23 protein-coding genes are annotated in these 25,426 nt (G+C 66.2%); 18 read left to right on the forward strand and 5 right to left on the reverse strand.

Annotated features, from left to right (window positions below):
• Positions 1–2 precede the first annotated feature (2 nt).
• The 14 genes from mreC to lpdA all read left to right on the forward strand — a co-directional run bounded on the left by mreC (position 3) and on the right by lpdA (position 17,509).
• Positions 3–1,019 carry a rod shape-determining protein MreC gene (gene mreC / locus FA87_RS02350; protein ID WP_043692109.1) on the forward strand — a complete coding sequence of 339 codons (1,017 nt, stop codon included), beginning with the start codon at positions 3–5 and terminating at the stop codon, positions 1,017–1,019.
• On the forward strand, positions 1,016–1,507 hold the full coding sequence (mreD, locus tag FA87_RS02355) for a rod shape-determining protein MreD (protein ID WP_036116140.1): 492 nt from the start codon (positions 1,016–1,018) through the stop codon (positions 1,505–1,507). The genes mreC and mreD overlap by 4 nt, the downstream gene beginning before the upstream one ends.
• Positions 1,504–3,513 carry a penicillin-binding protein 2 gene (gene mrdA / locus FA87_RS02360; protein WP_036116139.1) on the forward strand — a complete coding sequence of 670 codons (2,010 nt, stop codon included), beginning with the start codon at positions 1,504–1,506 and terminating at the stop codon, positions 3,511–3,513. Before mreD ends, mrdA begins: the two co-directional genes overlap by 4 nt.
• A 20-nt stretch (positions 3,514–3,533) precedes the next feature.
• Positions 3,534–4,631, forward strand: a complete 1,098-nt coding sequence (rodA, locus tag FA87_RS02365) for a rod shape-determining protein RodA (protein WP_156128600.1) — start codon at positions 3,534–3,536, stop codon at positions 4,629–4,631.
• Between the two features lie 197 nt (positions 4,632–4,828).
• A complete protein-coding gene (gene mltB / locus FA87_RS02370; protein WP_309866868.1) occupies positions 4,829–5,725 on the forward strand; it encodes a lytic murein transglycosylase B in 897 nt (298 codons plus the stop codon).
• Positions 5,726–5,841: 116 nt separating this feature from the next.
• Positions 5,842–7,062, forward strand: a complete 1,221-nt coding sequence (locus tag FA87_RS20155) for a septal ring lytic transglycosylase RlpA family protein (RefSeq protein WP_081996435.1) — start codon at positions 5,842–5,844, stop codon at positions 7,060–7,062.
• A 39-nt stretch (positions 7,063–7,101) separates the two neighbouring features.
• The gene (locus FA87_RS02380; protein ID WP_036116136.1) at positions 7,102–8,319 is read left to right on the forward strand and encodes a D-alanyl-D-alanine carboxypeptidase family protein; all 1,218 of its coding nucleotides are present in this window, start codon (positions 7,102–7,104) and stop codon (positions 8,317–8,319) included.
• Between the two features lie 13 nt (positions 8,320–8,332).
• Positions 8,333–8,623 (forward strand): DUF493 family protein, encoded by a 291-nt coding sequence (locus FA87_RS02385; protein WP_036116134.1) that lies wholly within the window; start codon positions 8,333–8,335, stop codon positions 8,621–8,623.
• A gap of 112 nt (positions 8,624–8,735) precedes the next feature.
• The gene (lipB, locus tag FA87_RS02390; RefSeq protein ID WP_051944020.1) at positions 8,736–9,404 is read left to right on the forward strand and encodes a lipoyl(octanoyl) transferase LipB; all 669 of its coding nucleotides are present in this window, start codon (positions 8,736–8,738) and stop codon (positions 9,402–9,404) included.
• Positions 9,405–9,417: 13 nt separating this feature from the next.
• Complete coding sequence (gene lipA, locus FA87_RS02395; RefSeq protein ID WP_036116128.1) at positions 9,418–10,416, forward strand: lipoyl synthase; 999 nt, start codon at positions 9,418–9,420, stop codon at positions 10,414–10,416.
• A 31-nt stretch (positions 10,417–10,447) separates the two neighbouring features.
• Positions 10,448–12,769, forward strand: a complete 2,322-nt coding sequence (locus FA87_RS02400; RefSeq protein ID WP_036116125.1) for a carboxy terminal-processing peptidase — start codon at positions 10,448–10,450, stop codon at positions 12,767–12,769.
• Between the two features lie 104 nt (positions 12,770–12,873).
• Complete coding sequence (locus FA87_RS02405; protein WP_052191095.1) at positions 12,874–13,764, forward strand: mechanosensitive ion channel domain-containing protein; 891 nt, start codon at positions 12,874–12,876, stop codon at positions 13,762–13,764.
• Positions 13,765–13,921: 157 nt separating this feature from the next.
• Complete coding sequence (gene aceF, locus FA87_RS02410) at positions 13,922–15,661, forward strand: dihydrolipoyllysine-residue acetyltransferase (protein ID WP_043692112.1); 1,740 nt, start codon at positions 13,922–13,924, stop codon at positions 15,659–15,661.
• Between the two features lie 15 nt (positions 15,662–15,676).
• The gene (gene lpdA, locus FA87_RS02415) at positions 15,677–17,509 is read left to right on the forward strand and encodes a dihydrolipoyl dehydrogenase (RefSeq protein WP_043692113.1); all 1,833 of its coding nucleotides are present in this window, start codon (positions 15,677–15,679) and stop codon (positions 17,507–17,509) included.
• A gap of 83 nt (positions 17,510–17,592) precedes the next feature.
• Here the strand turns inward: lpdA and FA87_RS02420 are convergent, their stop codons facing one another.
• Complete coding sequence (locus FA87_RS02420; RefSeq protein WP_043692116.1) at positions 17,593–18,057, reverse strand: transposase; 465 nt, start codon at positions 18,055–18,057, stop codon at positions 17,593–17,595.
• 182 nt (positions 18,058–18,239) lie between these two features.
• Here FA87_RS02420 and FA87_RS02425 point away from each other — a divergent pair, with 182 nt between their 5' ends.
• Complete coding sequence (locus FA87_RS02425) at positions 18,240–19,568, forward strand: amino acid permease (protein ID WP_036116120.1); 1,329 nt, start codon at positions 18,240–18,242, stop codon at positions 19,566–19,568.
• A gap of 35 nt (positions 19,569–19,603) precedes the next feature.
• Positions 19,604–21,745, forward strand: a complete 2,142-nt coding sequence (locus tag FA87_RS02430; RefSeq protein WP_052191096.1) for a hypothetical protein — start codon at positions 19,604–19,606, stop codon at positions 21,743–21,745.
• Here FA87_RS02430 and FA87_RS02435 read toward each other — a convergent pair.
• The 4 genes from FA87_RS02435 to FA87_RS02450 all read right to left on the reverse strand — a co-directional run bounded on the left by FA87_RS02435 (position 21,728) and on the right by FA87_RS02450 (position 24,086).
• Positions 21,728–21,910: a DUF2061 domain-containing protein gene (locus FA87_RS02435; protein WP_043692119.1), complete on the reverse strand. Its 183-nt coding sequence runs from the start codon at positions 21,908–21,910 to the stop codon at positions 21,728–21,730. The two genes, FA87_RS02430 and FA87_RS02435, sit on opposite strands and share 18 nt — an antisense overlap.
• Before the next feature lie 89 nt (positions 21,911–21,999).
• Positions 22,000–22,413, reverse strand: coding sequence for a hypothetical protein (locus tag FA87_RS02440; protein WP_036116117.1), 414 nt, complete (start codon positions 22,411–22,413; stop codon positions 22,000–22,002).
• A gap of 13 nt (positions 22,414–22,426) precedes the next feature.
• On the reverse strand, positions 22,427–22,894 hold the full coding sequence (locus FA87_RS02445) for an Mpo1-like protein (protein ID WP_036116115.1): 468 nt from the start codon (positions 22,892–22,894) through the stop codon (positions 22,427–22,429).
• A gap of 295 nt (positions 22,895–23,189) precedes the next feature.
• Positions 23,190–24,086 carry a phosphoribosylaminoimidazolesuccinocarboxamide synthase gene (locus FA87_RS02450; protein ID WP_043692121.1) on the reverse strand — a complete coding sequence of 299 codons (897 nt, stop codon included), beginning with the start codon at positions 24,084–24,086 and terminating at the stop codon, positions 23,190–23,192.
• Positions 24,087–24,248: 162 nt separating this feature from the next.
• Here FA87_RS02450 and FA87_RS02455 point away from each other — a divergent pair, with 162 nt between their 5' ends.
• Positions 24,249–24,560, forward strand: coding sequence for a c-type cytochrome (locus FA87_RS02455; protein WP_043692123.1), 312 nt, complete (start codon positions 24,249–24,251; stop codon positions 24,558–24,560).
• Positions 24,557–25,366, forward strand: coding sequence for a co-chaperone DjlA (djlA, locus tag FA87_RS02460; protein ID WP_036116111.1), 810 nt, complete (start codon positions 24,557–24,559; stop codon positions 25,364–25,366). The genes FA87_RS02455 and djlA overlap by 4 nt, the downstream gene beginning before the upstream one ends.
• The last annotated feature ends 60 nt before the right edge of the window (positions 25,367–25,426 follow it).

The raw sequence follows: 25,426 nt of genomic DNA on the forward strand, positions 1-25,426 counted from the left end.
CCGTGGCGCTGAATCGCGACGACAAGTCGCCGCTTTTCGCACCAGGCGTAGCGGGAACGCTACGCCTGATCGTGTATCTGGCCCTCGCCTGTGTCCTGATGGTCCTTGACCACCGGGGCGGCTGGCTGGCCAACGTGCGCTACGGCCTGTCGATCGTCATCGAACCCGTTTACCGGATCGCCGGCCTGCCATCGCAGGGTTTCCAGGCGGCCACGGTGGCGTTCGCCGATCGCCAGCGCCTGACCGAGCAGAACCAGCGCCTGCGGGAAGATCTGCTGCTGGCCAATGCCAAGCTCAACCGCATGGCCTCGGTCGCCGAGCAGAACCAGCGCCTGAAGGAACTGCTCGATACCCAGCACAGCCTCTCGCTCAACGTGCAGCTCGCGCGTCTGGTCGGCGTGGACCTCGGTCCGTTCCGACACCGGATCGTGCTCAACCTCGGCGCCCGCGACAAGGTGCAGCAGGGGCAGGTGGTGATCGACGCGCGTGGCGTCATGGGCCAGATCGTCGACGTGATGCCGACTACCTCGGTGGCCATGCTGATTACCGATCCCAACCACGCCATTCCGGTGACCATCGAGCGCACCGGCCTGCGCACCGTCGCCTATGGCTCACGTGCGGGCGACATGCTGACCCTGCCGACCATTCCGGTTTCGGCTGACGTGCAGGCGGGCGACAAGCTGGTCACGTCGGGCCTCGGCGGCCGCTTCCCGCCGGGCTTCCCGGTGGGGGAGATCCGTGACGTCGCACAGACCGCATCGGGAACCTTTCTTTCCGCGCAGGCCAAACCGGCCGCCGATCTCGACCGCAGTGAAGACGTGCTGCTCCTGCACGACCTGGCCGAGCCGGCGGGTCCGCCGTCGCTCGCGCCGGAAGCGGGTCCGCCGGCCAGCATGGCGCCCGATCCGAACGCACCGCCCGCGGCCCCGACGCCCGCGCCCACGCTGCCTTCGGTGACCTCGCCGACCACGAGTCGCGTCGCGCCCGCGCGCGCATCCACGGCCGGGAGCACGCCATGAACCGTATCCGCGTCCGGCAGCTCTGGTTCGCGGCGACGCTCCTGCTGTCGCTGTTCCTGATGCTGATTCCGTTGCCGGGTCCGCTGACGCCGTTCAAGCCGTACTGGCCGGCGCTGATCCTGCTTTACTGGTGCCTGCAGTCGGGCGACCGGGTCACGCTTGGCATGGCGTTCTGTCTGGGCGTGGGCGCGGATCTGTTCGACGGTGTGTTACTCGGCGAGCAGGCACTGCGACTTACCGCCATGGTCTTCATCGCGCTGCGCTTCCGCTCGCGGCTGCGTTTTTTCCCGATGTGGCAGCAGGCGCTGGCCGTGCTGGCCCTGCTGCTCAACGACCGTGTGCTGCTCCTTCTGATCCGCGTGCTCGGCGGCGATCCCGTGCCGCCGGCGGAATACTGGATCTCGCCCTTCGTCGGCGCGGCCTTGTGGCCGTTCGTGTTCCTGATCCTGGACGACCTCCGCGCACGGCTGCGCATCCACGAGACATGAGCACCCGGCGCGCCTCGATCAAGGAGGTCCGTGGCGAGGTGGCGCTGTTCCGCCGCCGCGCGCTGGCCGGTTTCGCGCTGATTCTGGCCGGCCTGATCGCCGTGTGCTGCCAGTACGTCAACCTGCAGGTCAATCACCACGACGAGTTCGCCACGCGTTCGGAGCAGAACCGCGTGAAACCGCGTGCGATTCCGCCCGCGCGTGGCCTGATCTTCGATCGCAACGGCGTGCTGCTGGCCGATAACGTGCCTGCGTTCCGGCTCGAGGTGACGCCCGAGCAAGTCGGCAACATGGACGCCATGCTCGCCAGGCTCGGCGCCATCGTGCCACTCAGCGATGACGATATCGCCACGTTCAAAAAGCAGGTGAAGGGCAGTCGTCGCTTCGAAGGCGTGCCGCTGAAGCTCAAGCTGACCGAGGACGAGATCGGCCGCTTCGACGTCAATCGCTGGCGGTTTCCCGGCGTGGATGTCGTGCCTTACCTGACCCGTCGCTACCCGCTGGGTCCGGCGTTGGCCCACGTCATCGGTTACGTCAGCCGGATCGACGTGGACGACCTCAATCGCATGGACGACGAGGAAGAGGCCAGCTACAAGGGCACCACGCACATCGGTCGCATCGGCATCGAGCGCTCGTACGAGAAGCTGCTGCACGGCGCGCCGGGCTACGAGCTGGTCGAGGTGAATGCGGACGGCCGCACGCAGGCCGTGCTCGACACCACGCCGCCCACGCCGGGCAAGAACATCTACCTGAGCATCGACGTGCGCCTGCAGAAGGCGGCCGAGGATGGACTCAACGGCCGCGCGGGCGCGGCGATCGCGATCGATCCGCGCAATGGGCAGGTGCTGGCCTTCGCCAGCGAGCCCAGCTTCGATCCCAACCTGTTCGTCAACGGCATCAGCTCGGCGGACTACAAGGCGCTGACCACCTCGCCCGACAAGCCGCTGTACAACCGTGCGCTTCGCGGCGTGTATCCGCCGGGTTCCACGGTGAAGCCCTTCCTCGCGCTCGGTGGCCTCACGATGGGGATTCGCCGGCCGTCGGACACCGTGCTGTCGACGGGTGAGTTCTGCATCCCCGGCCAGTCGCGCTGCTATCGCGACGACGTGCGCGGCGGTAACGGCACGGTCAACATGGTCCGCGCCATCGAACTGTCGACCAACACCTATTTCTATCGTCTCGCGCTCGACATGGGCATCGACCGCCTCTCCCAGTGGATGGGGAGTCTCGGCTTCGGCAAGAAGACGGGCATCGATCTGGTCGGCGAAGTCGAGGGCATCCTGCCGTCGCGTGAGTGGAAGGCGTCGCGCAGTAAGGCCGGCTGGTTCCCGGGCGAAACGATCATCGCAGGCATCGGTCAGGGTTACTGGGCCGTGACGCCGCTGCAGCTGGCGCACGCGGTCGCGACGTTCGCCGGGCGCGGCGTGCCCTACACGCCGCACTTCCTCCTCGATACGCAGGACGGTGTGGACAGCCCGCGCGTGGCTCAGTCATTCCCGCCTTCCGGTCCCTCCGTGATTCGCAAGGAGGCCGACTGGGAAACGGTCAACGACGGCATGAAAGCGGTGATCACCGGCGGTACGGGCAAGAAGCTGGGCATCGGGTTTCCGTACGTCATCGCGGGCAAGAGCGGCACGGCCGAGCGCTTCTCGCGCACCACCAACGCCTACGACCAGAACAAGAATTCGGCCTATCTGGCGTCGCGCCACCGCGCGCTGTTCATCGCCTACACGCCGGCGGACGACCCCAAAATTTCGGTGGCCGTGGTGCTGGAGGCCGGCGCGTGGGGCGCGCAGGATTCCGGCCCGATCGCGCGCAAGGTGCTCGATCAGTGGGTGGTCGACGAGGGTGGCCCGCGTCCGGCCGAAGCGCCACCCGGCCCCATCGCGACCGCCGATGCGCCGCCTGAGGCGGCGCCGCCGGAAGACGCTCCCGCCCAGGGCGTGCAGCCCGCCGGTGCCGCCAGCAGTGCGGAGCCGCCCGACGACAATGGTGAGGACCAGTGACCGTGATCGCCAACCTCACCATGCGGATGAAGCGTTTCGGCCTGCGTCTTCTGAGCCGTCCGCGCCTCGACATTCCGCTGCTGCTGGCGCTCTTCATCCTGGCCTGCGTCGGCCTGACCACGCTTTACAGCGCGGGCAATGCCGATGCCAGTCTGGTGACGGGGCAGGCCATGCGCTTCGGTCTCGGTGCCGTGCTGCTGGTCGTCATCTCGCGGATTCCGCCGCCGGTGCTGCGCTCGTGGACGCCCTGGCTGTACATGGGCAGCACCGCCTTGCTGGTCGTCGTCGCGATCCTGGGCGAAGGCCGCGGCGCCTATCGCTGGCTGGATCTGGGTGTCATGCGTTTCCAGCCGTCCGAACTGCTCAAGCTGACCATGCCGATGATGGTCGCCTGGTACCTGCATCCCCGGCAGCTGCCGCCGAGCTGGAAGGACATCGCGGTGGTCGGTCTGCTGATCGCGGTGCCGGCCGGTCTGATCGCGAAGCAGCCCGACCTGGGCACGGCGCTGCTGGTGGCGGGAGCGGGTGCGTTCGCGCTGTTCCTTTCCGGCATGGCCTGGTGGCGCATCGGCCTGATCGTCGGCGCCGTGGGCGGCGCCATTCCCGTGGCCTGGCAGTTCCTGCACGAGTACCAGCGCAATCGCGTGCGCACCCTGCTGGATCCGGAATCCGACCCGCTGGGCAACGGCTGGCACATCATCCAGTCGAAGATCGCCGTCGGCTCCGGCGGCATGTTCGGCAAGGGCTGGCAGCACAGTACGCAGTCGCGTCTGGAGTTCCTGCCCGAGCACACCACCGACTTCATCTTCGCGGTGTTCTCCGAGGAATTCGGCCTGATCGGCGTTATCGGCATCATGCTGCTGTACGCGTTCATCATCGGCCGCTGCCTGTGGATCGCGATGAACGCGCGCGACACGTATTCACGCCTGCTGGCCGGCGCCATCGGCATGAGTTTCTTCGTCTACGTGGCGGTCAACGGCGGCATGGTCGCGGGCATTCTGCCGGTGGTCGGCGTGCCCATGCCGCTGGTCAGTTACGGCGGTACGTCGGCCGTCTCGCTGCTGACGGGCTTCGGTGTGCTGATGTCGATTCACGCCAATCGCAAGCTGCACGATTGATGGCTGAACAGCGGCCGAAACGCGCCCCGGATGCGCCACACCTGCGTGTTACCCTTCGGCGCATGGATGAAGTTCTGACTGCGCGCCGCGCCCGACCCGCACGCCAACTCCCGCGCCTCGCTGGCGCGTTGATCGGTATCCCCCTGCTTTTTGCAGCGTCCGCGCATGCTGAGACGCATCCTGGCCAGGATGCGCTCGTGCGCGAGGTGGCGAAGGACACCGGCAAGAGCAAGGCCTCGCTGAACACGTTGCTCGACAACGCGAAGAAGCAGCAGGCGATCCTCGACGCGATCAGCCGACCCGCCGAGGGCAAGCCCTGGCGCGATTACCGTCCGATTTTTCTCACCGAGCAGCGGATCGCCGCCGGTGCCGCGTTTTACGAGGAACACCGCGCGCTGCTCGACGGCATCGGCCGCAAGTACGGCGTGCCGCCGGAATACATCGTCGCCATCGTCGGTGTCGAAACCTTCTACGGCAAGAACACCGGCAAGTGGAAGGTGATCGATGCGCTCACCACGCTCGCGTTCTACTACCCCAAGCGTGCGCCGTTCTTCCGCGAGCAGCTGAAAACGTTGCTCGAACTGCCGTCGAACCACCTGGGCGGGCCCGTCGACACGCTGACCGGCTCCTATGCCGGCGCGCAGGGGTGGGGCCAGTTCATGCCGTCGTCCATCCGCGACTGGGGTGTGGATTACGACCACGACGGCCGTATCGACATGAAGGGCTCGATGGGCGACATCTTCGCCAGTATCGCCAACTACTTCGTCGAGCATGGCTGGGAGCGTGGCGGTCCCGTGGCGGCGCGTGCGCAGCCCGATACGCGCGTGCGCGCGCCCGACGTCCCGAAGGACTGGCGCCCCGTGGCGCCGGTGGAATCGTTCGTCGCCGACGGCTTCGCGCCCGTGCAGCATCTCAACCCGGGTCGCGACGCACAGCTGGTGCGTCTCGACGGGCCGTCGGGTGACGAGTACTGGTTCACCTTCCAGAATTTCTACGTGATCACCACCTACAACCGCAGCCCGATGTACGCCATGGCCGTGAACCAGCTGGCGCAGGCCATCCGCGAGCGCGCCGGCGGACCCGCCCCGCGATGAGGCATCGCGCCGGTACGGCGGCGATGCCGGGTAGGAGCGCGCCCTGCGCGCGACATCCTTTCGCGTCGTGTTCCGGTGCCGCGCGTGTGCTCTCGATGGCTGCCCGGGGGTATCGCATGCGGGGCGCGATCCTGCGGGTTGCCACTGTCCTGCTGGTCGCGTTGTTGCTCAGCGCCTGCGGCGGCTCGAAAAATACTCGCCCGGCCTCGCGTGGCGGTAGCAGTGGCGGCTCCTCATCCTCATCGCGCGGCGGCTACGACGACATCCGCAAGTCGCAGGGCTCCCGCTATCGGTCCAGTTCCGACAGCGTGCCGACCGAGATTCCGGATGTCAGCAAGCTCCCGGAGCCGGTGCCGAAGGTCGAGCCACGCTCGCTCTACGGCAACAAGAGCCCGTATTCCGTGCTCGGTCAGACCTACAACGTGCTGCCCTCGCCGCGCGGTTACGTCGAGCGTGGCATCGCCTCGTTCTACGGCAACAAGTTCCACGGCTACAAGACCTCGAGTCTCGAGGAATACGACATGTATCAGTTCTCCGGCGCGCACAAGACGTTGCCGCTGCCGAGCTACGCACGTGTCACCAACCTCGAGAACGGCAAGACGGTCATCGTCCGCATCAACGATCGCGGTCCGTTCCACGAGAACCGCATCATCGATCTGTCCTTCGCCGCGGCCGTGAAGATCGGTGTCTGGCCGAAGGGCACGGGTCTGGTCGAAGTCCGCGCGATCGATCCGACGGAAGCCAACAGCGATCGCGGCGCGCCGTACGTCAACACGGCGCCGAAACCCGCGCCGATCACCGCGCCCCCGCCGCCGCCGCGGGTGGTCGCCAGCGCGGCCGCTCCCGCGCCGGTCGGCGCGCGTCCCGCGTCCACGCCCGAGCGCGCGCTGGCGCCGCGCGCACCGTCGCAGGATATCGATGCCCCGGTCGGTGGAGCGGCGGTGGCTGGCGTCAGCCCCGCCGAGGGCCATGTGCCTGGCATGACCGGGGTGTCGCCGACCGAGGCGCTGCCGCCCCTCGCGGGCGCGGGCACCGGGACAGGCGCCAAAGCCCCGGTTTCCAGTCCCTCCCGTGGCCCGGTTACCGCGCCCGTGGTCGGCAAACCCACCATCTATCTTCAGGTCGGCGCCTTCTCGGATGCCGCCAATGCCAACCGCGTCGCCGACCAGCTGAACAAGGCTGGCCTTGGCCCTGTCAGTGTGATCGAGACCGCCGTCGGCGGCCGCAGCGTGCGCCGGGTCCGGGTCGGGCCCATGGCTGACGTCGATACGGCCGACCGCGTGACGGACCAGATCGCTGGCATGGGTCTGCCCCGCCCCTCGGTCGCGGTAGACTGACCTTCTTTTTTTGTTGCATTTGACTGGACCGTTGAAACGATGAAGCTTCTGCCTCGCTCCCTGTTCGCTTTTGCCGCCGCCGCGCTCGTCGCGGGTGTCGCGGCGCAGCAGCCCCCCCGTCCGCCCGTCGTACCGCGCCCGGTGGTGCCCGAGGCGCCGGTGCCGCCGCCGCCGGACGTCGAGGGCAAGAGCTGGGTGCTGATGGACTACAACACCGGGCAGATCATCGCGTCGAAGGACATGGACGTGCAGCTGGAGCCGGCCTCGATCACCAAGATCATGACCGACTACGTCGTCTCGGCCGAGCTGGGCAACGGCAAGATCCACAACGAAGATCCGGTCACCATCAGTGAGAACGCCTGGCGCGGCGGCGGCGCCAGCACCGACGGCTCCACCAGCTTCCTCAAGCTCAACAGCCAGGTGAAGCTGAAAGACCTGCTCTACGGCATGATCATCCAGTCCGGTAACGACGCCGCCATCGCGCTGGCCGAACACACCGCGGGCTCGGAGCCGGCCTTCGCCAATCTGATGAACGCGTACGCCAAGCAGCTGGGCATGACGCATTCGCAGTTCCAGAACGCCTCCGGTTATCCGGTCGCCAACCACTACACCACCGCGCACGACATCGCGATCCTGTCCCGCGCGCTCATCCACGACTTCCCCGAGGACTACGCGATCTCGGCCGTCAAGGAGTTCGAGTGGAACGGCATCAAGCAGCACAACCGCAACCTGCTGCTGTGGCGCGATAACACCGTCGACGGTATCAAGACCGGTCACACCGCGGCGGCCGGCTACTGCCTGGCGGCGTCGGCCAAGCAGGGCGACGCCCGCATGATCGCCATCATCATGGGCGCCAACAGCGAGAAGGGCCGTGCGGACGCCGCGCTGGCGCTGCTCAACTACGGTTTCCGCTTCTTCGAGAGCCACAAGCTCTACGAAGCCAACAAGCCGCTGGCCACGCCCAAGCTGTGGAAGGGCGCCGAGAACACCATCCCGCTCGGTGTTGCCGAGGACGCGATGGTGTCGGTCAAGCGCGGCGACTACGACAAGCTCAAGGCCAACCTCGACATCCCCTCGACCCTGATCGCCCCGTTCAAGAAGGGCCAGCAGGTCGGCACGCTGCGCGTGACGCTCGACGGCCAGCCGGTGCTCACCGCGCCGCTCGTGGCCCTGAACGACGCGCCCGAAGGCGGCTTCTTCTCGCGCCTGTGGGACACGATCATGCTGTGGTTCCACAGCGACGGCGACAAGAAGTAAGAGGGCTCGGGCGATGAAGGAAATCGACTTCACTGACGCGCAGAAAGACGGCAAGGGCTTCCAGTTCCCGGGCGAGTTCGAGATCACCGCGATCGGCAACGCCAACGCGGGTCTGGACAAGCACGTGCCGGCCTTGCTCCACGGTGTCGGCCTCGAAGTACTGCACGAGACACTGTCGACCAAGCTGACCCCGGCCGGCAATTACCAGTCGGTGACGGTGAGCTTCGTCGCGCCGACGCGCGAGAAGTACCTCGAGGCGCATAGCACCTTGCGTGCGGACGAGAATATTCGCTTCACGATGTGATCCGGGCATGCCCCTGCAGGAGCGCGCGGGGCGCGCTCCTGCAGGGGGGGCTATCCTTGTTTAGCGCGGGCATCGCCCACAATTCCTCGGCATCCCCTCCGACCCCATCCTCATGACCCACCCCCTCAACGTCCGCCGGCTGGGGCGCGTCCCCTACGAATCCACCTGGAAGGCCATGAGCGCCTTCACCGACAACCGCACCGACGACACGGTCGACGAGCTGTGGCTGCTGGAGCACGACCCTGTCTTTACGCTGGGACAGGCCGGCAAGGAGGAGCACGTGCTGGCGGCGGGGGATATCCCGGTGGTCCGCGTGGATCGCGGCGGTCAGGTGACCTATCACGGGCCCGGCCAGATCGTGGCCTACCCGATGATCGACCTGCGCCGTGTCGGGGTGGGCGTGCGTGAGCTGGTCTGCCGCATCGAGCAGGCCATCATCGATACCCTGGGCGAATGGAACATCGGCGCCGAACGTCAGGAAGGCGCGCCCGGCGTCTACGTGGCTGGTGCCAAAGTGGCCGCCCTCGGCCTGCGCATCCGCCGCGGCTGCAGCTTCCACGGGCTGGCCTTCAACGTGGACATGGATCTCGAGCCCTACCACCGCATCAATCCCTGCGGGTACAAGGGTTTGGAAGTCACCCAGGTGCTAGACTTGGGCGGTCCGTCGCGGTTGGTGGACGTGGAAGACGTCCTGGTACAGGAATTCTGTAAGCAGTTCGGCTTCCATGCCGTCGCCGCCGACTCCACTCTCCCCGAACTCCCCGCCCGCGTCGCGGTCTGAGGACGTAGCCGTTATGAGCCAAACCTCCGCCACTCCCTCCCGCAGCATCCCTATCGCCGTCGTCGACAAGCCGGGCGAGAAGATGCTGGGCAATGACAAGATCGCGCTCAACCGTGCGGGCTTCGATACGAACGTGCCCGTTCTGCGCAAGCCGGGCTGGATCCGCGTCCGTCTGCCGCAGGGCAACGCCGTGCAGCAGCTGAAGGCGCGCCTGCGCGAAAACTCGCTGGTCACGGTCTGCGAGGAAGCCTCCTGCCCGAATATCCACGAGTGCTTCTCCAAGGGCACCGCCACGTTCATGATCCTCGGTGAGGTCTGCACCCGTCGCTGCTCGTTCTGCGATGTGGCCCACGGCCGCCCGCAGCCGCCTGACCCCCTGGAACCGGCGCGCCTGGCCGAGACCATCCGCGACATGCGCCTGAAGTACGTGGTGATCACCTCGGTGGACCGCGACGACCTGCGCGACGGCGGTGCCGAGCATTTCGCTTCGTGCATCCGTGCCGTGCGCCATGCCAGCCCCAACATCCGCATCGAGATCCTGACCCCGGATTTCCGCGGCAAGGGCCGGATGGAGCGCGCGCTCGAGGTCATGAAGGACTTCCCGCCGGACGTCTTCAACCACAATCTCGAGACCGTCCCGCACCTCTACCGCGAAGTGCGCCCGGGCGCGGATTATCAGTGGTCGCTGGACCTGCTCAAGCGCTTCAAAGCGCAGCATCCCGAAGTGCCGACCAAGTCCGGCATCATGCTGGGCCTGGGCGAAACGATGGAGCAGGTGCTCGAGACCATGCGCGATCTACGTAACCATGACGTGGACATGATCACCATCGGCCAGTACCTGCAGCCGACCGCGCATCACCATCCGGTGGTCCGTTACTGGACGCCGGACGAGTTCGAGGCGCTGCGCGTCGCGGGCGAAGAGATGGGCTTCGGCCATGTCGCTTCCGGCCCGTTAGTGCGATCCTCCTACCATGCCGACCTGATGGCTCACGCCGCCGGTGTCGTCGAATAAACGATTTGAAGCACTCCGAGGCTGCGACTACATGACCCTTCGTCCCGCGTTCGCTCTCCTGCTTGCCCTCTCGGCAGCAGGCGTCCAGGCCCAGACCGCCAAGCCGCAGCCGGACACAGCGCCCGCGACCAAGCCGGCCGCACCGCAGCCGAAGGACGCGTCGGAAGCTGCGACCTCGCCCGAGCCGCAGCGTAAGGAATCCACCCTGCCGCTGAAGGCCACGCCGGCCGAAGCGCAGGCCTCGCAGCTGTCGGCGCGCTTCCTCACGCGCTTCCACTATCAGGCCCAGCCGCTCGACGACGCTATGTCGGCCAAGATCTACAAGGCCTACATCGAGTCGCTCGACAGCGAGAAAGTCTTCTTCACGCAGGAAGATCTGGCCAAGTTCGAGCCGATGAAGACCCAGCTCGACGACGCCATCTGGAACCAGGACCTGACCGCGCCGTTCTCGGTGTTCAACCTGTACATCACGCGCGCGGTCGATCGCATGAACTACGCGCGCAGCCTGCTGGCCAAGGGCTTCGACTTCAGCGGCAACGAAAGCTTCAACTTCGACCGCAAGAAGGCCGCCGCCCCGAAGAACCAGGCCGAGCTCGACGACGTGTGGCGCAAGCGCACCATGAACGACTGGCTGCGCCTGAAGCTCGCCGGTAAGACCGACGACGAGATCCGCAAGACGCTCGATAAGCGCTATGCCACGTACATCTCGCGCGTGCGCCAGCTGGATAACGAGGACGCGACGCAGGCCTTCATGACCGCGTACGCCAACTCGACAGACCCGCACACCGATTACCTCGGCCCCCGCGCCGCGGACCAGTTCGACATCGCCATGCGTCTGTCGCTGGAAGGCATCGGCGCGGTGCTGCAGGCCCGCGACGACTACACCACCATCCGCGAGCTCGTCCCCGGCGGCCCGGCCATCAAGTCCGGCAAGATGAAGGCGGGCGACCGCATCGTCGCCATCGGTCAGGGCGAAACCGGTCCCATGGTCGATGTGGTCGGCTGGCGCCAGGACGACGTGGTCAAGCTGATCCGCGGCAAGAAGGACACCACCGTCCGCATCGAGATTCTTCCCGCCGATGCCGGCGTCGACGGCAAGCACAACGTCGTGACGCTCGTCCGGAAGAAGGTCACGATGGAAGAGCAGGCCGCGAAGTCCAAGGTCATCGACGTCAAGGACGGCGATGTCACGCGCAAGATCGGCGTGATCGACCTGCCCACGTTCTATCAGGACTTCGGCGCCCGCCGTAACGGCGACGCCAACTTCAAGAGCGCCACGCGCGACGTGTCCAAGCTGCTCACCGAGCTGAAGGCGCAGAAGGTGGACGGCATCATCATGGACCTGCGCAATAACGGCGGCGGTTCGCTGTCGGAAGCCACCGAGCTCACCGGTCTGTTCATCGACACCGGCCCGGTCGTGCAGGTGCGTGACGCGCGCGGCCAGATCGACGCGCAGGGCGACGACGTCCCGGGCATGTCGTGGGACGGCCCGATGGCGGTCATGGTCAACCGCGGTTCGGCGTCGGCCTCGGAAATTTTCGCGGCGGCCATCCAGGACTACGGCCGCGGCATCATCATCGGTGAGCCGACCTTCGGTAAGGGCACCGTGCAGAACCTGGTCGACCTCGACCGTTTCGGCAAGGCGCAGACCGGTGAAGACGCCAAGTACGGCGAGCTCAAGATGACGATCGCGGAATTCATCCGCATCAACGGCGACAGCACGCAGCTGCATGGCGTGACGCCGGACGTCCAGTTCCCGCAGAACGGCGATGCGAAGGAATTCGGTGAGTCGACCTATGACAATGCGCTGCCGTGGCGTCATATCGACCCGGCTGACTACAAGCCGGTCGCCGACCTCAAGCCGATCATCGGTCCGCTCAACCAGAAGCACGACGCACGCGTCGCCACCTCGCCCGCGTGGAAGCTGATGCTGGACGAACTCGCCCAGTACAAGAAGCTGCGTGACAAGACCGACATCTCGCTCAACTTCGCCGCCCGTCAGGCCGAGCGTAAGCAGTACGACGCGCTGCAGACCGACTTCCGCAATCGTCGCAAGGCGATCTTCGGTGGCGATGGCAGCGCGGCGGATCCGAACGACGACGACACCACCGGTGACGATGGCCTCAACGCCAACGAGCGCAGCCTGAAGTCGGAGATCAAGCAGGAAGCCGACGCGAAGAAGGCCAAGGACACGCCGCTGGACGAAGCCGCGCACATCGTCAGCGACGAAGTGGCGCTGATCAAGGCGGACCCGAAGGTCGCCGCCGAGGTGCTTCCGTACGGCGGCAGGAAGATCGACACCCCGCAGACGGCGCAGGTGCCGACCAAGCCGGCGGCTACCAGCACGCCGTAACGAAAAAGGCGCCGAAAGGCGCCTTTTTTGTGCCTGGAAACCACCTTTTCACTTCGTCGCTGCTAGCCTCGTCGCGCACTTTTCCACCGTCCAAAGGCAGCCCCATGAACGACTTCCTCGACCGTATCGGCGTCGATGCCGCCATGCGCACGCTCATCCTCTCGTACTCCGTACGCATCGGCCTTGCGCTCCTCCTGCTGGTCATCGGCTTCTGGCTCGCGGCACGCCTCGCCAACATCGGCCGTCGTGCACTCGAGCGCGCGCATGTCGATGTCACGCTGGCGCTGTTCCTGCGCAACGTCGTCTACGGCGTCCTGCTGGCGCTGCTCTTCATCCAGGTGCTCGGCACGGTCGGTATTCCCACCGCTTCCTTTATCGCGGCCATCGGCGCCGCCGGACTCGCCGTCGGCCTCGCGCTCACCAGTTCGCTGTCCAATCTCGCCTGGGGCGTGCTGCTGATTCTGTTCCGGCCGTTCCGCGTGGGTGATTACGTCACCGTCGGCGGCATCGATGGCACGGTGCAGAGCGTCAACCTGATGCACACCTATCTGATCACGCCGGACAACCGGGAAGCCGTGGTGCCGAACGCGAAGGTCGGCGGCGACGCGATCATCAACTACAACGTGCGTGGCACGCGTCGCTTCGAGTTCAAGGTCGGCATCGGCTACAGCGATGACATCGGCAAGGCGATGAAGGTGATCACCGATCTGTTCGATGCGGATCCGCGCATCCTCAAGGATCCGGCGCCGGGCGTCTGGACCGATGCGCTCGGCGACTCCAGCGTCAACCTCGTGATCCGCGCCTGGACGGCGGTGGCCGACATGCAGGGGGCGCAGACGAATCTGCTGCGTCGGATCAAGGAGCGCTTCGACGAGGAGGGGATCACCATTCCTTACCCGCAGAGCGAGATCCGGGTGATCGGCAATCCGGCGCCGGCGGCGGAAGGGCAGGGCAAGGTCGACGGCCCGGCTGCGAATCCGCTCAGTCCGTCGTAACTCCCAGTAAAAGCAGAAATTCATCCCAACGACCGTTTGAATCGTGGGAAAAGCTGCGTGAGGGATTACAATCGACCGGTTGCGCCGCAGCATAGGCGCCTGTCTTCCCCCGCCGGTGGGTTCGCCGCCCTCCGACGCCTGTTTTCTAGGAGGTTCCATGGCCGACGTCAAAGAAGCCCGCGTCCCCGATATTGGTGGTAGCGCGGTCCCCGTCATCGAAATCATGGTCAAGGTCGGCGATCGCGTCGAAAAGGACCAGAGCCTCGTGACGCTCGAATCCGACAAGGCCACGATGGAAGTGCCGGCGCCGTTCGCTGGCGTCATCAAGGAACTGAAGGTCAAGGTCGGCGACGAAGTCGACGAAGGCCACGTGATCGCCCTGGTCGAAGCCGAGGGCGATGCCCCGGCCGAAGCGCCCAGGGCTGACGCTCCCAAGGCAGATGCACCGAAGGCTGCCGCTCCGAAGGCCGACGAGGCCAAGGCCGCCGCGCCGGCTCCGGCTCCGGCCGCCGCCAAGGCGCCGTCCGCCTCGAAGTCGTCGGGCCCGGTCAACGTCACCGTCCCCGACATCGGTGGCAAGCCGGTGCCGATCATCGAGCTCATGGTCAAGGTCGGCGATACCGTCGAGAAAGATCAGAGCCTGATGACGCTCGAGTCGGACAAGGCCACGATGGACATCCCGGCCCCGGCCGCGGGCGTCATCAGGGAACTGAAGGTCAAGGTGGGCGACGAAGTGAACGACGGCGACCTGATCGCCGTGCTCGAAGGCGCCGGCGGCGAGTCCGCTGAAGCCGCCTCGGCCGACGCACAGCCCGCCGCTTCGACCGACAAGCCCGGTATCTCGGAAGCCCCGGCCGAAGCACCGAAGCGTGCCGTCGCCTCCGACGCCTCGACCTCGGAAGCCTCGAAGTCCGAACCCGCCGGTGGCACGCCGCGTACGCCGCCGGTGTCGTTCGACGCCAGCGTGATCATGCCGGGCAATGCCCCCTACGCCAGCCCCGCCGTGCGCGCATTCGCACGCGAGCTCGGTGTCGACGTCGCCCAGGTCAAGGGCAGCGGTCGCGGTGGCCGCATCCAGCGCGAAGACATCTCCGGCTACGTGAAGCAGGTGATGGCCTCGGGTGCGTCCCCGTCGAAGGGCGGCGCGGTCGCCGGTGGCAATGGCCTCAGCCTGCTGCCGTGGCCGAAGGTCGACTTCTCGAAGTTCGGCGACATCGAAGAAAAGCCGCTCGGCCGCATTCCGAAGATCTCCGCCGCGAACCTCGCCCGCAACTGGGCGATGATTCCGCACGTCACGCAGTTCGAAGACGCGGACATCACGGAGCTCGAAGCCTTCCGCAAGAAGCTCGGCGAAGAGAACAAGGACCTCAAGGTCACCCCGCTGGTCTTCCAGATCAAGGCGGTGGTCGCGGCGCTGAAGAAATTCCCCACGTTCAACGCGTCGCTCGATGCGGCCGGTGAAGTGCTGACGCTCAAGAAGTACTACAACGTCGGTATCGCCGTGGACACGCCGGACGGCCTCGTCGTCCCGGTCATCCGCGACGCCGACAAGAAGGGTCTGCTCGAGCTCGCCGCGGAACTGGGTGAGATCTCGAAGAAGGCACGCGACAAGAAGCTTACCGCCGCCGACATGTCGGGTGGCTGCTTCTCGATTTCCTCGCTCGGCGGCATCGGCGGTACGGCGTTCACGCCGATCGTCAACGCGCCGGAAGTGGCGATCCTGGGCGTTTCCAAGGCGGCGATGAAGCCGGTGTGGAACGGCAAGGAATTCGCGCCGCGCCTGATCCTGCCGCTGTCGCTGTCATACGATCACCGCGTTATCGACGGCGCCCTGGCCGCACGCTTCGCCGTGTATCTCGCCCAGCAGCTCGGCGACATCCGTCGCCTGTTGCTCTGACCGGAGACGACACGCATGGCTAACACGATCGAACTGAAAGTCCCCGATCTCGGCGGCTCGCACGATGTGCCGGTGATCGAGATCCTGGTGAAGGTCGGCGACACCGTCGCCAAGGACCAGAGCCTGGTCACGCTCGAATCCGACAAGGCCACGATGGACGTGCCCGCCTCGCAGGCTGGCAAGATCGTCGAGATCAAGGTCAAGATCGGTGACGAACTCAACGACGGCAGCGTGATCGCCCTCATCGAAGCGGAAGGCGCCGATGCGCCGGTCGCGGAGAAGGCCGTCGGCCAGTCGACGGTGAAGGACGCGCCCGCCGCTCCCACCCCGTCGCCCGCGCCGGCACCGCCGAAGCCGGCCACTCCGGTCGCCGCGCCCGCCGCCGCGTCGTCGTCCGCTTCGTCCGTCAAGGCCGCGGCCGATACCGGTCGCAAGGCCGACATCGAATGCCAGCTGGTCGTCCTCGGCTCCGGTCCGGGCGGCTATACGGCCGCGTTCCGCGGCGCCGACGTCGGCCTCGACGTGGTGCTGGTCGAGCGTTACGAGTCGCTCGGTGGCGTCTGCCTCAACGTCGGCTGCATCCCGTCGAAGGCGCTGCTGCACGCGGCCGCCGTCATCGACGAAGCCGCCGCCATCGAAGCGCACGGTATCGCCTTCGGCAAGCCGACCATCGACCTGGACAAGCTGCGCTCGTTCAAGGAGAAGGTCGTCGGCAAGCTCACCGGCGGTCTCGCTCAGATGGCCAAGGCGCGCAAGGTGCGTACCGTCACCGGCGTCGGCACGTTCATCTCGCCCAACGAGATGGAAGTCGTCACGGCGGAAGGCACGAAGCTGATCCGCTTCGAGAACGCCATCATCGCCGCGGGCTCGCAGTCGGTGAAACTGCCTTCGTTCCCGTGGGACGACGAGCGCGTCATCGACTCGACCGGCGCGCTCGAACTGCGCGACGTGCCGAAGAAGATGCTGGTCGTCGGCGGTGGCATCATCGGCCTGGAAATGGCCACGGTGTACGCGGGTCTCGGCTCGGAAGTCACCGTCGTCGAGCTCGCCGACCAGCTGATGCCGGGCGCCGACCTTGATCTGGTCAAACCGCTGCAGGGCCGCATCGCCAAGCGTTACAAGGGCATCCATCTGAAGACCAAGGTCGTCGCGGCCAAGGCCACCAAGAAGGGTATCGAGATCACCTTCGAAGGTGACAGCATCCCCGAAACCACGGTGTACGACCGCGTTCTCGTTTCGGTGGGCCGCTCGCCCAACGGCAACAAGATCGGTGCGGACAAGGCCGGCGTGGAAGTCAGCGATCGCGGCTTCATCCCCGTCGACCGCCAGATGCGCACCAACGTGAAGCACATCTTCGCCATCGGCGACCTCGTCGGTCAGCCTATGCTGGCGCACAAGGCCACGCACGAAGCCAAGGTCGCGGCGGAAGCGGCCGCCGGTCAGAAGAGCTTCTTCGACGCTCGCGTGATCCCGTCGGTGGCCTACACCGATCCGGAAATCGCCTGGGTCGGCGTGACCGAGCGCGAAGCGAAGGAAAAGGGCCTCAAGGTCGGCGTGGGCAAGTTCCCGTGGGCGGCCTCGGGCCGTGCCATCGGTATCGACCGCACCGAGGGTTTCACCAAGCTGATCTTCGACGAAGAGACGCATCGCATCGTCGGTGCCGGCATCGTCGGCCCGCACGCGGGCGACCTCATCTCCGAACTCGCCCTGGCGATCGAGATGGGTGCCGAAGCCGGTGACATCGGCCGCACCGTTCACCCGCACCCCACGCTCGGCGAGTCCGTCGGCATGGCGGCCGAGGTGTACGAGGGCACGATCACCGACCTGTATATCCCGAAGAAGAAATAAGCCCCGCAAAAGGCGCGCTCCTGATGTAGGAGCGCGCCCCGCGCGCGACATGTAAGAGCGCGCCCCGCGCGCGACCCCAACCCTCAACTCCCCACCCAGATCGCATCCCAGTACGGATAGTCCCCAACGCGCCGCACCAGCCCCGCGCGAATCGGATTGGCCACGACATACCGCGCCATGGCTTTCAGATCGTCTTCCTTGCGAAGCGCACGATCATGAAAGGCCCGCTGCCAGACGGGCGACTCCCGCCCTGTCTTTCGAAGCGCCCTGGTGACCCGCGACTTCATCTTCCCTATCGTTTTCGACAGATCGGCGTCCTCCCCAAGCTGGATGATTCCGTGCCAGTGGTCCGGCATCAGGACCCATGCGAGGCATTCCGCATTTAGCCAGGTCTTCGGGGAATGAATGGCGCGGGCTGCCATACGAGCCGTAACGTGATCGCGGAACAGCGGTGCGCGATTCCACACCACCGTTGTAACCAGATAGATCCGGCCGGCTTCTGAAAAACGACCGATGCGAAGAGCGGAGTGTCCGGAAGAAATCGTCATCCGCTAATCCTGGTTCACCGCGCGGCGACTCCGGTATCCACCCGACCCTCGTCACCTTGTAGGAGCGCGCCCCGCGCGCGACACCCGTTCGCCGTCCCGCCATGACATCCGCCGAACCCAGGTCGCGCGCAGGGCGCGCTCCTACAGTGGTCTCGGTGTGCCGGTTATGGCATCGTCACCCGATGCCAGCACCTCAGCCAGCTCACTATCTCCGCCGTCTCGGTATCTGGGATGCCGCGATGATCGTTATCGGCGGTGTCATCGGGGCGGGTATCTTCCGCACGCCGGCCACCGTCGCGCAGCTGACCAGCTCGGGCACGGAGGTGATTCTCCTCTGGACGCTGGGCGGCCTGCTTACCCTTGCAGGTGTCCTCTGTTACGCCGAGCTCGGCGCGCGTCGTCCGCAAGCGGGCGGTACCTACGTCTATCTGCGCGAAGCCTTCGGCCAGCTGCCAGCCTTCCTGTTCGGCTGGACGATGGCGCTGATCAATTACCCGGGCAGCGTGGCCGCCGTGGCGACGACGTTCGCCGACTACGCGTGCCGCGCCACCGGTCTGCCGCACGAGTGGGTCAAGCCGCTCGCCGTCGGCGCCATCAGCTTCATCGTCGCGGTGAATCTGTTCGGTATCCGCGCCGGCGCATGGGTGCAGAACATCTTCACCGTGCTGAAGCTCGGCGCGGTGTCGTTGCTGATCGTCGTCGGTATCTTCCTCGCGCAGGGCCATCTCGGCGCGGCGTTCGCTACCGATCCGACACACGACGTGCCGGCAAGCACGGTGATCGGCGCGATTCTTCCGGCGCTGTTCGCGTACGGCGGCTTCCATTACCTGAACGACCTCGCCGGTGAAGTACGCGAACCGCAGCGCACGCTTCCACGCGCGCTGGGTCTCGGCATGCTCGCCGTCGTCGTCTGCTACGTGCTGGTCAACATCGCCTACATGGCGGGCCTTGGTCACGCCGGCCTCGCCGCAAGCACGGCGCCGGCGGCGGATCTCATGCGTCGCGTGTTCGGCGAATCCGGCGCGACGATCATCGCCGTCGGTATCGCCTGCTCGACGTTCGGTTATTGCAGCATCGCGATCGCCGGTGGTGCGCGCGTGCTGCAGGTGATGAGCGCCGACGGCATGTTCTTCAAGCCGATCGCGCGTATCGACGCGAAGACCGGCGCGCCGCAGTTCGCGCTCGTGGCACTGGGTGGCTGGGCGATCGTGCTGATTCTCTCGGGCAGCTTCAAGGCACTGCTGAACTACACGACCGTGGGCGAATGGTTGTCGCATGCGTTCGGTATCGCGACCATCTTCTGGTATCGCAAAAAGCTGCGCGACGAGCCATCGCCGTACCTGGTGCCGGGTTATCCGGTGCTGCCGCTGGTGTTCACCGTCACGGTGCTGTGCGTGATTGCCGCGACGGCGATCACGGAGCCGGGCGATGCGGGCATGAGTCTGGTGATCATTGCGATCGGCGTGCCGGTTTACTATCTGTGGCGGAAGCGGCTGGGCAAGGTGGGGTGAGTCCCCGTTCATGCCCGGCGTGGCAGATTCCGGGCATGCGTACTTACCTTCCCCTCGCACTGCTATCCCTCAGCGTCTCCGCCCACGCGGCGACCGTCGATCTCGTCCATCCGGCCGATGCCGCCCGCGTCACGACGCGTGACGCCACGCTCGACCCCACCGTGCGCAAGGCCGCCGACGGCGGTGAACTCGTCGCGGTCACCTTCAAACCCTCCGCGTCGCCGTCGCTGATCCTCGCGCCGAAGCAGGGCACCTGGGCCTGGCAGCCGGATGGCACGATGCGCCTGCGTGTGCAGAACGGCATGCCCTGGCCGGTGACGTTGATCGTCGATGTGGCTTCCGGCGACAAGCACCTGAAGACGGTGGTCGGCGTCCCTCCCGGTCCGCCGCAGACGCTGTCGGTGTCGCTGAAGGCGACGTCGCCGCGAGCGTTCGGGATGCAGGTCGGGCCGCCGATGCCGTTTGATGACGGTAAGGAGAAGCGTCTCGTCGCGACGGCGGTGGATGGTGCCGTCGATGCCAACGCGGTGACGTCGGTGACGTTGTCGATGCCGCAGCCGGGCGCGGCGCAGACCGTGTTGTTCGGAAAGCTGGATACCGTGGCGGGCGAGGGCGATCTGCGTGCGGCGTATACCGGGGTGGTGGATCGGTATGGGCAGTACACGCGTGGGACGTGGCCGGAGAAGATCGATAGCGATGAAGGCCTGAAGAACGCCGCCAATCGCCGACAGAGCTGGCTCCCACCGGTGGCGGCAGGTGGCAAAGCTGCGGCACCGGGTCTGGACCAGTTTGGTGGACGGACGGATCTGCCGGCGTTACAGGCAACCGGGTTCTTTCATGCGCAGAAGCAGGGCGAGCGCTGGTGGCTGGTGACGCCGGAAGGGCATGCGTTTTTCTCGCTGGGCGTCAACGCGGTGAATCTCACCGATGCGCGTACCTATGTGCAGGGACGCGAGTTCATGTTTGCCGACACGTCCGGGGCGAGCGGCAGGTTCGGAGGCGTATCGGACAGTCGGAGCGATCAGGGCTCGCAGCGCGACAACGGCATGAATCACGGGCGCTGGTGGGACATCTATTCGCAGAACGTGTCGCGGACGCTCGGTAACGATTTCGCGGCGGCGTGGCGTAAGCGCAGCGTCGACCGGCTGAAGAGCTGGCGCTTCAACACGCTGGGCAACTGGAGCGATCCGGCGTTCGCCCGCGATCACCGTATCGCCTACACCGTGCCGGTGATCATCAAGGGCGACTTCAACACGGTGAGCACCGGTTACGACTACTGGGGTCGCATGCCCGATCCGTTCGATCCGCGCTTTGCCGCGGCGGCAACGACGGCGGTCGCCAATGCGAGCAAGGGTGTCAAAGACGACCCATGGTTGCTCGGCTACTTCGCGGATAACGAACTCGCCTGGGCGGGGCAGGGCCCGCAGGGTCGCTGGGCGTTGGCTGTGGGCTCACTCGTGCAGGGGCCAGAGAGCCCGGCCAAGCAGGCGTTTCTCGCCTACCTGAAAAAGACGCACGGCGATGCCGCGACGTTCGCGAAGGCCTGGGGCGTGGACGTGCATTCGTGGGACCAGGTGGCGGCCAGGGGCTTCAAGGCACCGGATCCCAGCGAAGCGCATCCTGCGGTCGCCGCCGATTACATCGCTTTCCTGAAGCTGTATGCCGACCAGTACTTCCGCACGGTGGCGCAGACGTTGAAGAAAGCCGATCCGCATCACCTTTTCCTCGGCGGACGTCTGGCCGTCCGAACGCCTGAGACCGAGCAGGCCAGTGCGGCCTATGCGGACGTCACCAGCATCAATACGTACACCGACGTGCCCGAGCACGGCTTCGACGTCGCCGCCTTCCGCAAGATGGACAAGCCGGTGATGATCACGGAGTTCCATTTCGGCTCGGCCGACCGGGGGCCGTTCGGGAACGGAGTCGCCGCCGTCGGCAGCGAGGAGGAGCGCGGCAAGGCTTACGCGCGTTTCGTCGACGCGGCGGTCGCGTCAGGCGTCGTGGTCGGCACCCACTGGTTCCAGTACGTCGACCAGCCCGTGACCGGTCGCATTCTCGATGGCGAAAACTCGCATATCGGGCTGGTCGGCATCACCGACATCCCGTTCGACGGCTTCACGCATGCCGTCACCGTCGCCAATGCGCGCGCAGGCGGTGGATCAGGCGGCGTGCGCTAGGGGCGGGCCGCGGCGCGACCCGCAGGTCACGTCGCGACCGAGGGCGAACGCGATCGGCTCGGCGATACCGACCAGCGTGCTCAGTGCGACGTTCTGGTTGACCGCGTAACTCATGGAAAACGCGATGCTGAAATGCGTCGCTGCATATTTGATGGTGCGGGCCATGGCCACGTCCTCAATGGGAATGAATCTCATTATGGGGATCGCGGAACACAAGTCCAAGTGATCGTTAAGATGATTCCAATAGGTTTTCCCTATCGATGAATCGCCATCGCCACGACGATCGTCACCACCATCAGGATCGCGACCGTCATGCAGGCGCTGGTCGGTTTGACCCGTCGGGCATCGACCCGGGGCACCAGCCGCCAGATGAGAAACGCGCCCAGCAGCATGTCCAGCACCAGCCAGCCGCGAACCCAGGCCAGTTCCAGCAGCGAGGCATCGATCGGCTGCCCGTGCCGGGTGATCAGCAGTACCGTGCCGCCCAGGCCCAACGCCACCAGCAGCCAGATCAGCATGGCCAGATACGTGCGGTTGAACACCACGGGGGTGCGCTCCAGCCAGCGCAGGACGGACCAGCCGATCACGGCGGGGACCACCGCGCCCACGCTGGCATACAACACCAGCCAGATCGCGGCGGAAAGCAGGGTCAGGATCGTCTGGGTCACCGGACAGCCCGCATCAGTAGGGAGCGCCGAAGCGACTGAGCGCCTTGCTCATCAGCCACGCCGGGCCGATCAGGAGGTACTGCAGGTCGGTGAGGAAGGAGGGACGTCGCCCTTCGATCCGGTGCCCGATGAACTGGCCGATCCAGGCAACGACGAAGACGGTGATGGCCGACCAGAGCAGGCCGCTCGTGCCGATGTTCCGGTAGAGCGAGTCGGTGACCAGGGCGAGGATGATGAAAGCACCCGCCATGGCGATGCCGATCTTTCGCGAGAGGCGATAGAAGTAGAAGCAGAAGGCCAGGAACATCGCCAGCACCGCCCAGAGGCCCGGGCGACCGAGCCACCCGGGGACGGGAATGAGCCAGAACAGCGCGACCACCGTCCAGGTGATCGCCGGCACGCAGATCCAGTGGATCAGCTGGTTGGTCTCGTTCTGGTGGTCCCGGCTGTAGTTGCCGAACCAGGTGGCTGCATCGCGCATGAGTGGCCCTGTGAAGCGTTAAGCGTCAAGCGCGAGAGTTGACCGTTGGGCAACGCGCGTCAATCGTGCGTTGCGGCAAGAGTGATCGTGCGTTGCGGCGAGAGCGATCGTACGTTGCGGCGAGAGCGATCGTACGTTGCGGCGAGAGCGATCGTACGTTGCGGCGAGAGCGATCGCCGGCAGGGCCGGCTCCTACACGTCTGCCGTGGCCTGGAAGCCCCCCCCCAGATCTGCCGTGGCCTGTACGACACCGCAGACATGTAGGAGCCAGCCTTGCTGGCGACCCCCACCCGCCTCAGTCCAACCGAATCCCAGCCAGCTTATCCAGCGCCTCGGCATATTTCGACGCCGTCCGCTCGATCACGTCGGCGGGCACTTTCGGCGCCGGCGGCGACTTGTTCCAGCCCAGCTCTTCCAGATAATCGCGGACGAACTGCTTGTCGTAGCTCGGCGGGCTGATGCCGACCTGATACTCGTCAGCCGGCCAGAAACGGGAGGAGTCCGGGGTCAGCATCTCGTCCATCACGTGCAGCACGCCGTGCTCGTCCGTGCCGAATTCCAGTTTGGTGTCGGCGATGATCACGCCACGCTCGGCGGCGTAGGCCGCGGCGAAGGTATAGATCTCCAGGGTGGCCTTGCGTACGGCGTTGGCCAGCTCCTCGCCGACCGCGTCGACGACCACGTCGAAGCTGACGTTCTCGTCGTGATCGCCTACCGCCGCCTTGGTCGACGGGGTGAAGATCGGCTCGGGCAGCTTCTGCGCCTGATCGAGGCCTTCCGGCAGCCTGATCCCGCAGATGTCGCCGGTCTGCTGATACGACTTCCAGCCGGAGCCGATGATGTAACCACGGGCGATGGCCTCGACCGGCACCGGCTTCAGCCGCTTGGTGATCACCGCGCGTTTCGCATAGAGCGCGGGATCCACGCCGGCCGGCAGCACCGAGGCCACGTCCTCACCGGTGAGGTGGTTCGGCATGAGATGTTTCGTCTTCTCGAACCAGAAGTTGGAGATCTGGGTCAGCATTTCGCCCTTGCCCGGAATCGGATCGGGGAGCACCACGTCGAAGGCCGACAGCCGATCGGTCGCCACCATCAGCAGGCGGTTGCCGGGCAGGGCGTACACGTCACGCACCTTGCCGCGATGGATGAGCTCCAGGCCCGGCAGGTCGGATTGCGAGAGGGTGGTCGGCACGGGGTGACTCCGATGAGGGGCGGTTCGAAGTCGGTCATTGTACCGGGGGTAGGGTGTGGCTCCCACCGGGGTGAGGGATTTCGCGCGCGGTGCGCGCGCCTGCGCGCAGGCGGACGTGGTCCGCCTGCTAGAATTCGGGGTTACTGCCCCCATTGCCCTGCCATGCGATTTCTATTGACCGCGGCGCTTGCCCTGGCCCTCTCCGCCCCCGTCCTCGCCGCACCGCCTGTGAAGCCGGCGCGCCTGGGCCTGTGTGCGGCGTGCCACGGGGAAGACGGCATGGCGCGGATCCCCGGCGCGCCCAATCTGGCCGGGCAGAAGCTCGACTACCTGCGCGAAGCCTTGCGCCAGTACCGTGACGGTCGCCGCGATATCCCCGTGATGCGCGCGGCGACGGGCCCTCTCACCGACGCGGAAGTCGACCAGCTGGCCCAGTGGTTCGCCGCACAGACCCCCACCAGGGCCGCTCCATGAATTTCACCGGCACTCTTATCGGCGCAGTCCTGGGCATGTGGGCGACCCACAACCTGCTCGGCGCCCTCATCGGCGGCGCGCTCGGCTTCATGTTCGATGCCAGTCGCCAGCAGCAACGTCGCCGTACGCCCGCACAGGGTGGCTACATCGCACCGCTGTTCGCGCTGATCGGCGCGGTGGCCAAGGCCGACGGACGGATTTCCGAAGCGGAAATCGCCATCGCCGAACGGCTGATGGTGCGCATGAACCTCGATCAGGAGCAGCGTCGCCAGGCCATCGACGCGTTCAACGAGGGCAAGCAACCCGAGTTCAACGCGACCGAAGTCATCGACGAGCTGCGTCAGTGGGTCGGTCATCGTCGCGACCACGCGTTCCCCGTGATCGACGTGGTCATCGAGACGGTGCTCGCCGAGGGTGGCAATCCGTCGACCGAAAAGATGGGCATCCTGCGCCAGCTGGCTTTCGCGCTGCGGGTAAGCGACATGGAGCTCATGGCGCTGATGGCGATGAAGGGCTATGCGTGGAACGCCACCGGCGGCGGCCGCTCGTACGGTGGCGGGCAGGGTGGCGGTGGTTACGTGCCGCCGCAGCGGAATACCGCCGGTCCGGACCCCTACGCGGTCCTCGGCATCCAGCGCGGCGCCGACGATCGCGCGATCAAGCGGGCCTATCGCAAGCTGATTTCCGAGCATCACCCGGATCGCCTGGGCGACCTGCCGGACGACATGCGTCGCCGGGCGGAAGCGCGGGCCAGCGAGATCAATGCGGCCTACGAGCGGATCAAGGCGGAGAAGGGGTTTAAATGATGACGCGAAGCGCCATCATGTAGGAGCGCGCCTCGCGCGCGACCTTCCGTAATACCGCGA

It is taken from the genome of Luteibacter sp. 9133, from assembly GCF_000800155.1.
GTDB lineage: Bacteria > Pseudomonadota > Gammaproteobacteria > Xanthomonadales > Rhodanobacteraceae > Luteibacter > Luteibacter mycovicinus.

Excerpts from the sequence above, each read along its gene's own strand:
- mreD (WP_036116140.1), top strand. The coding sequence starts at position 1,016 with ATGAACCGTATCCGCGTCCGGCAGCTCTGGTTCGCGGCGACGCTCCTG.
- mrdA (WP_036116139.1), top strand. The coding sequence starts at position 1,504 with ATGAGCACCCGGCGCGCCTCGATCAAGGAGGTCCGTGGCGAGGTGGCG.
- rodA (WP_156128600.1), top strand. The coding sequence starts at position 3,534 with ATGCGGATGAAGCGTTTCGGCCTGCGTCTTCTGAGCCGTCCGCGCCTC.
- FA87_RS20155 (WP_081996435.1), top strand. The coding sequence starts at position 5,842 with ATGCGGGGCGCGATCCTGCGGGTTGCCACTGTCCTGCTGGTCGCGTTG.
- FA87_RS02380 (WP_036116136.1), top strand. The coding sequence starts at position 7,102 with ATGAAGCTTCTGCCTCGCTCCCTGTTCGCTTTTGCCGCCGCCGCGCTC.
- FA87_RS02385 (WP_036116134.1), top strand. The coding sequence starts at position 8,333 with ATGAAGGAAATCGACTTCACTGACGCGCAGAAAGACGGCAAGGGCTTC.
- lipB (WP_051944020.1), top strand. The coding sequence starts at position 8,736 with ATGACCCACCCCCTCAACGTCCGCCGGCTGGGGCGCGTCCCCTACGAA.
- lipA (WP_036116128.1), top strand. The coding sequence starts at position 9,418 with ATGAGCCAAACCTCCGCCACTCCCTCCCGCAGCATCCCTATCGCCGTC.
- FA87_RS02400 (WP_036116125.1), top strand. The coding sequence starts at position 10,448 with ATGACCCTTCGTCCCGCGTTCGCTCTCCTGCTTGCCCTCTCGGCAGCA.
- FA87_RS02405 (WP_052191095.1), top strand. The coding sequence starts at position 12,874 with ATGAACGACTTCCTCGACCGTATCGGCGTCGATGCCGCCATGCGCACG.
- aceF (WP_043692112.1), top strand. The coding sequence starts at position 13,922 with ATGGCCGACGTCAAAGAAGCCCGCGTCCCCGATATTGGTGGTAGCGCG.
- lpdA (WP_043692113.1), top strand. The coding sequence starts at position 15,677 with ATGGCTAACACGATCGAACTGAAAGTCCCCGATCTCGGCGGCTCGCAC.
- FA87_RS02420 (WP_043692116.1), bottom strand. The coding sequence starts at position 18,057 with ATGACGATTTCTTCCGGACACTCCGCTCTTCGCATCGGTCGTTTTTCA.
- FA87_RS02425 (WP_036116120.1), top strand. The coding sequence starts at position 18,240 with ATGCCAGCACCTCAGCCAGCTCACTATCTCCGCCGTCTCGGTATCTGG.
- FA87_RS02430 (WP_052191096.1), top strand. The coding sequence starts at position 19,604 with ATGCGTACTTACCTTCCCCTCGCACTGCTATCCCTCAGCGTCTCCGCC.
- FA87_RS02435 (WP_043692119.1), bottom strand. The coding sequence starts at position 21,910 with ATGGCCCGCACCATCAAATATGCAGCGACGCATTTCAGCATCGCGTTT.
- FA87_RS02445 (WP_036116115.1), bottom strand. The coding sequence starts at position 22,894 with ATGCGCGATGCAGCCACCTGGTTCGGCAACTACAGCCGGGACCACCAG.
- FA87_RS02455 (WP_043692123.1), top strand. The coding sequence starts at position 24,249 with ATGCGATTTCTATTGACCGCGGCGCTTGCCCTGGCCCTCTCCGCCCCC.
- djlA (WP_036116111.1), top strand. The coding sequence starts at position 24,557 with ATGAATTTCACCGGCACTCTTATCGGCGCAGTCCTGGGCATGTGGGCG.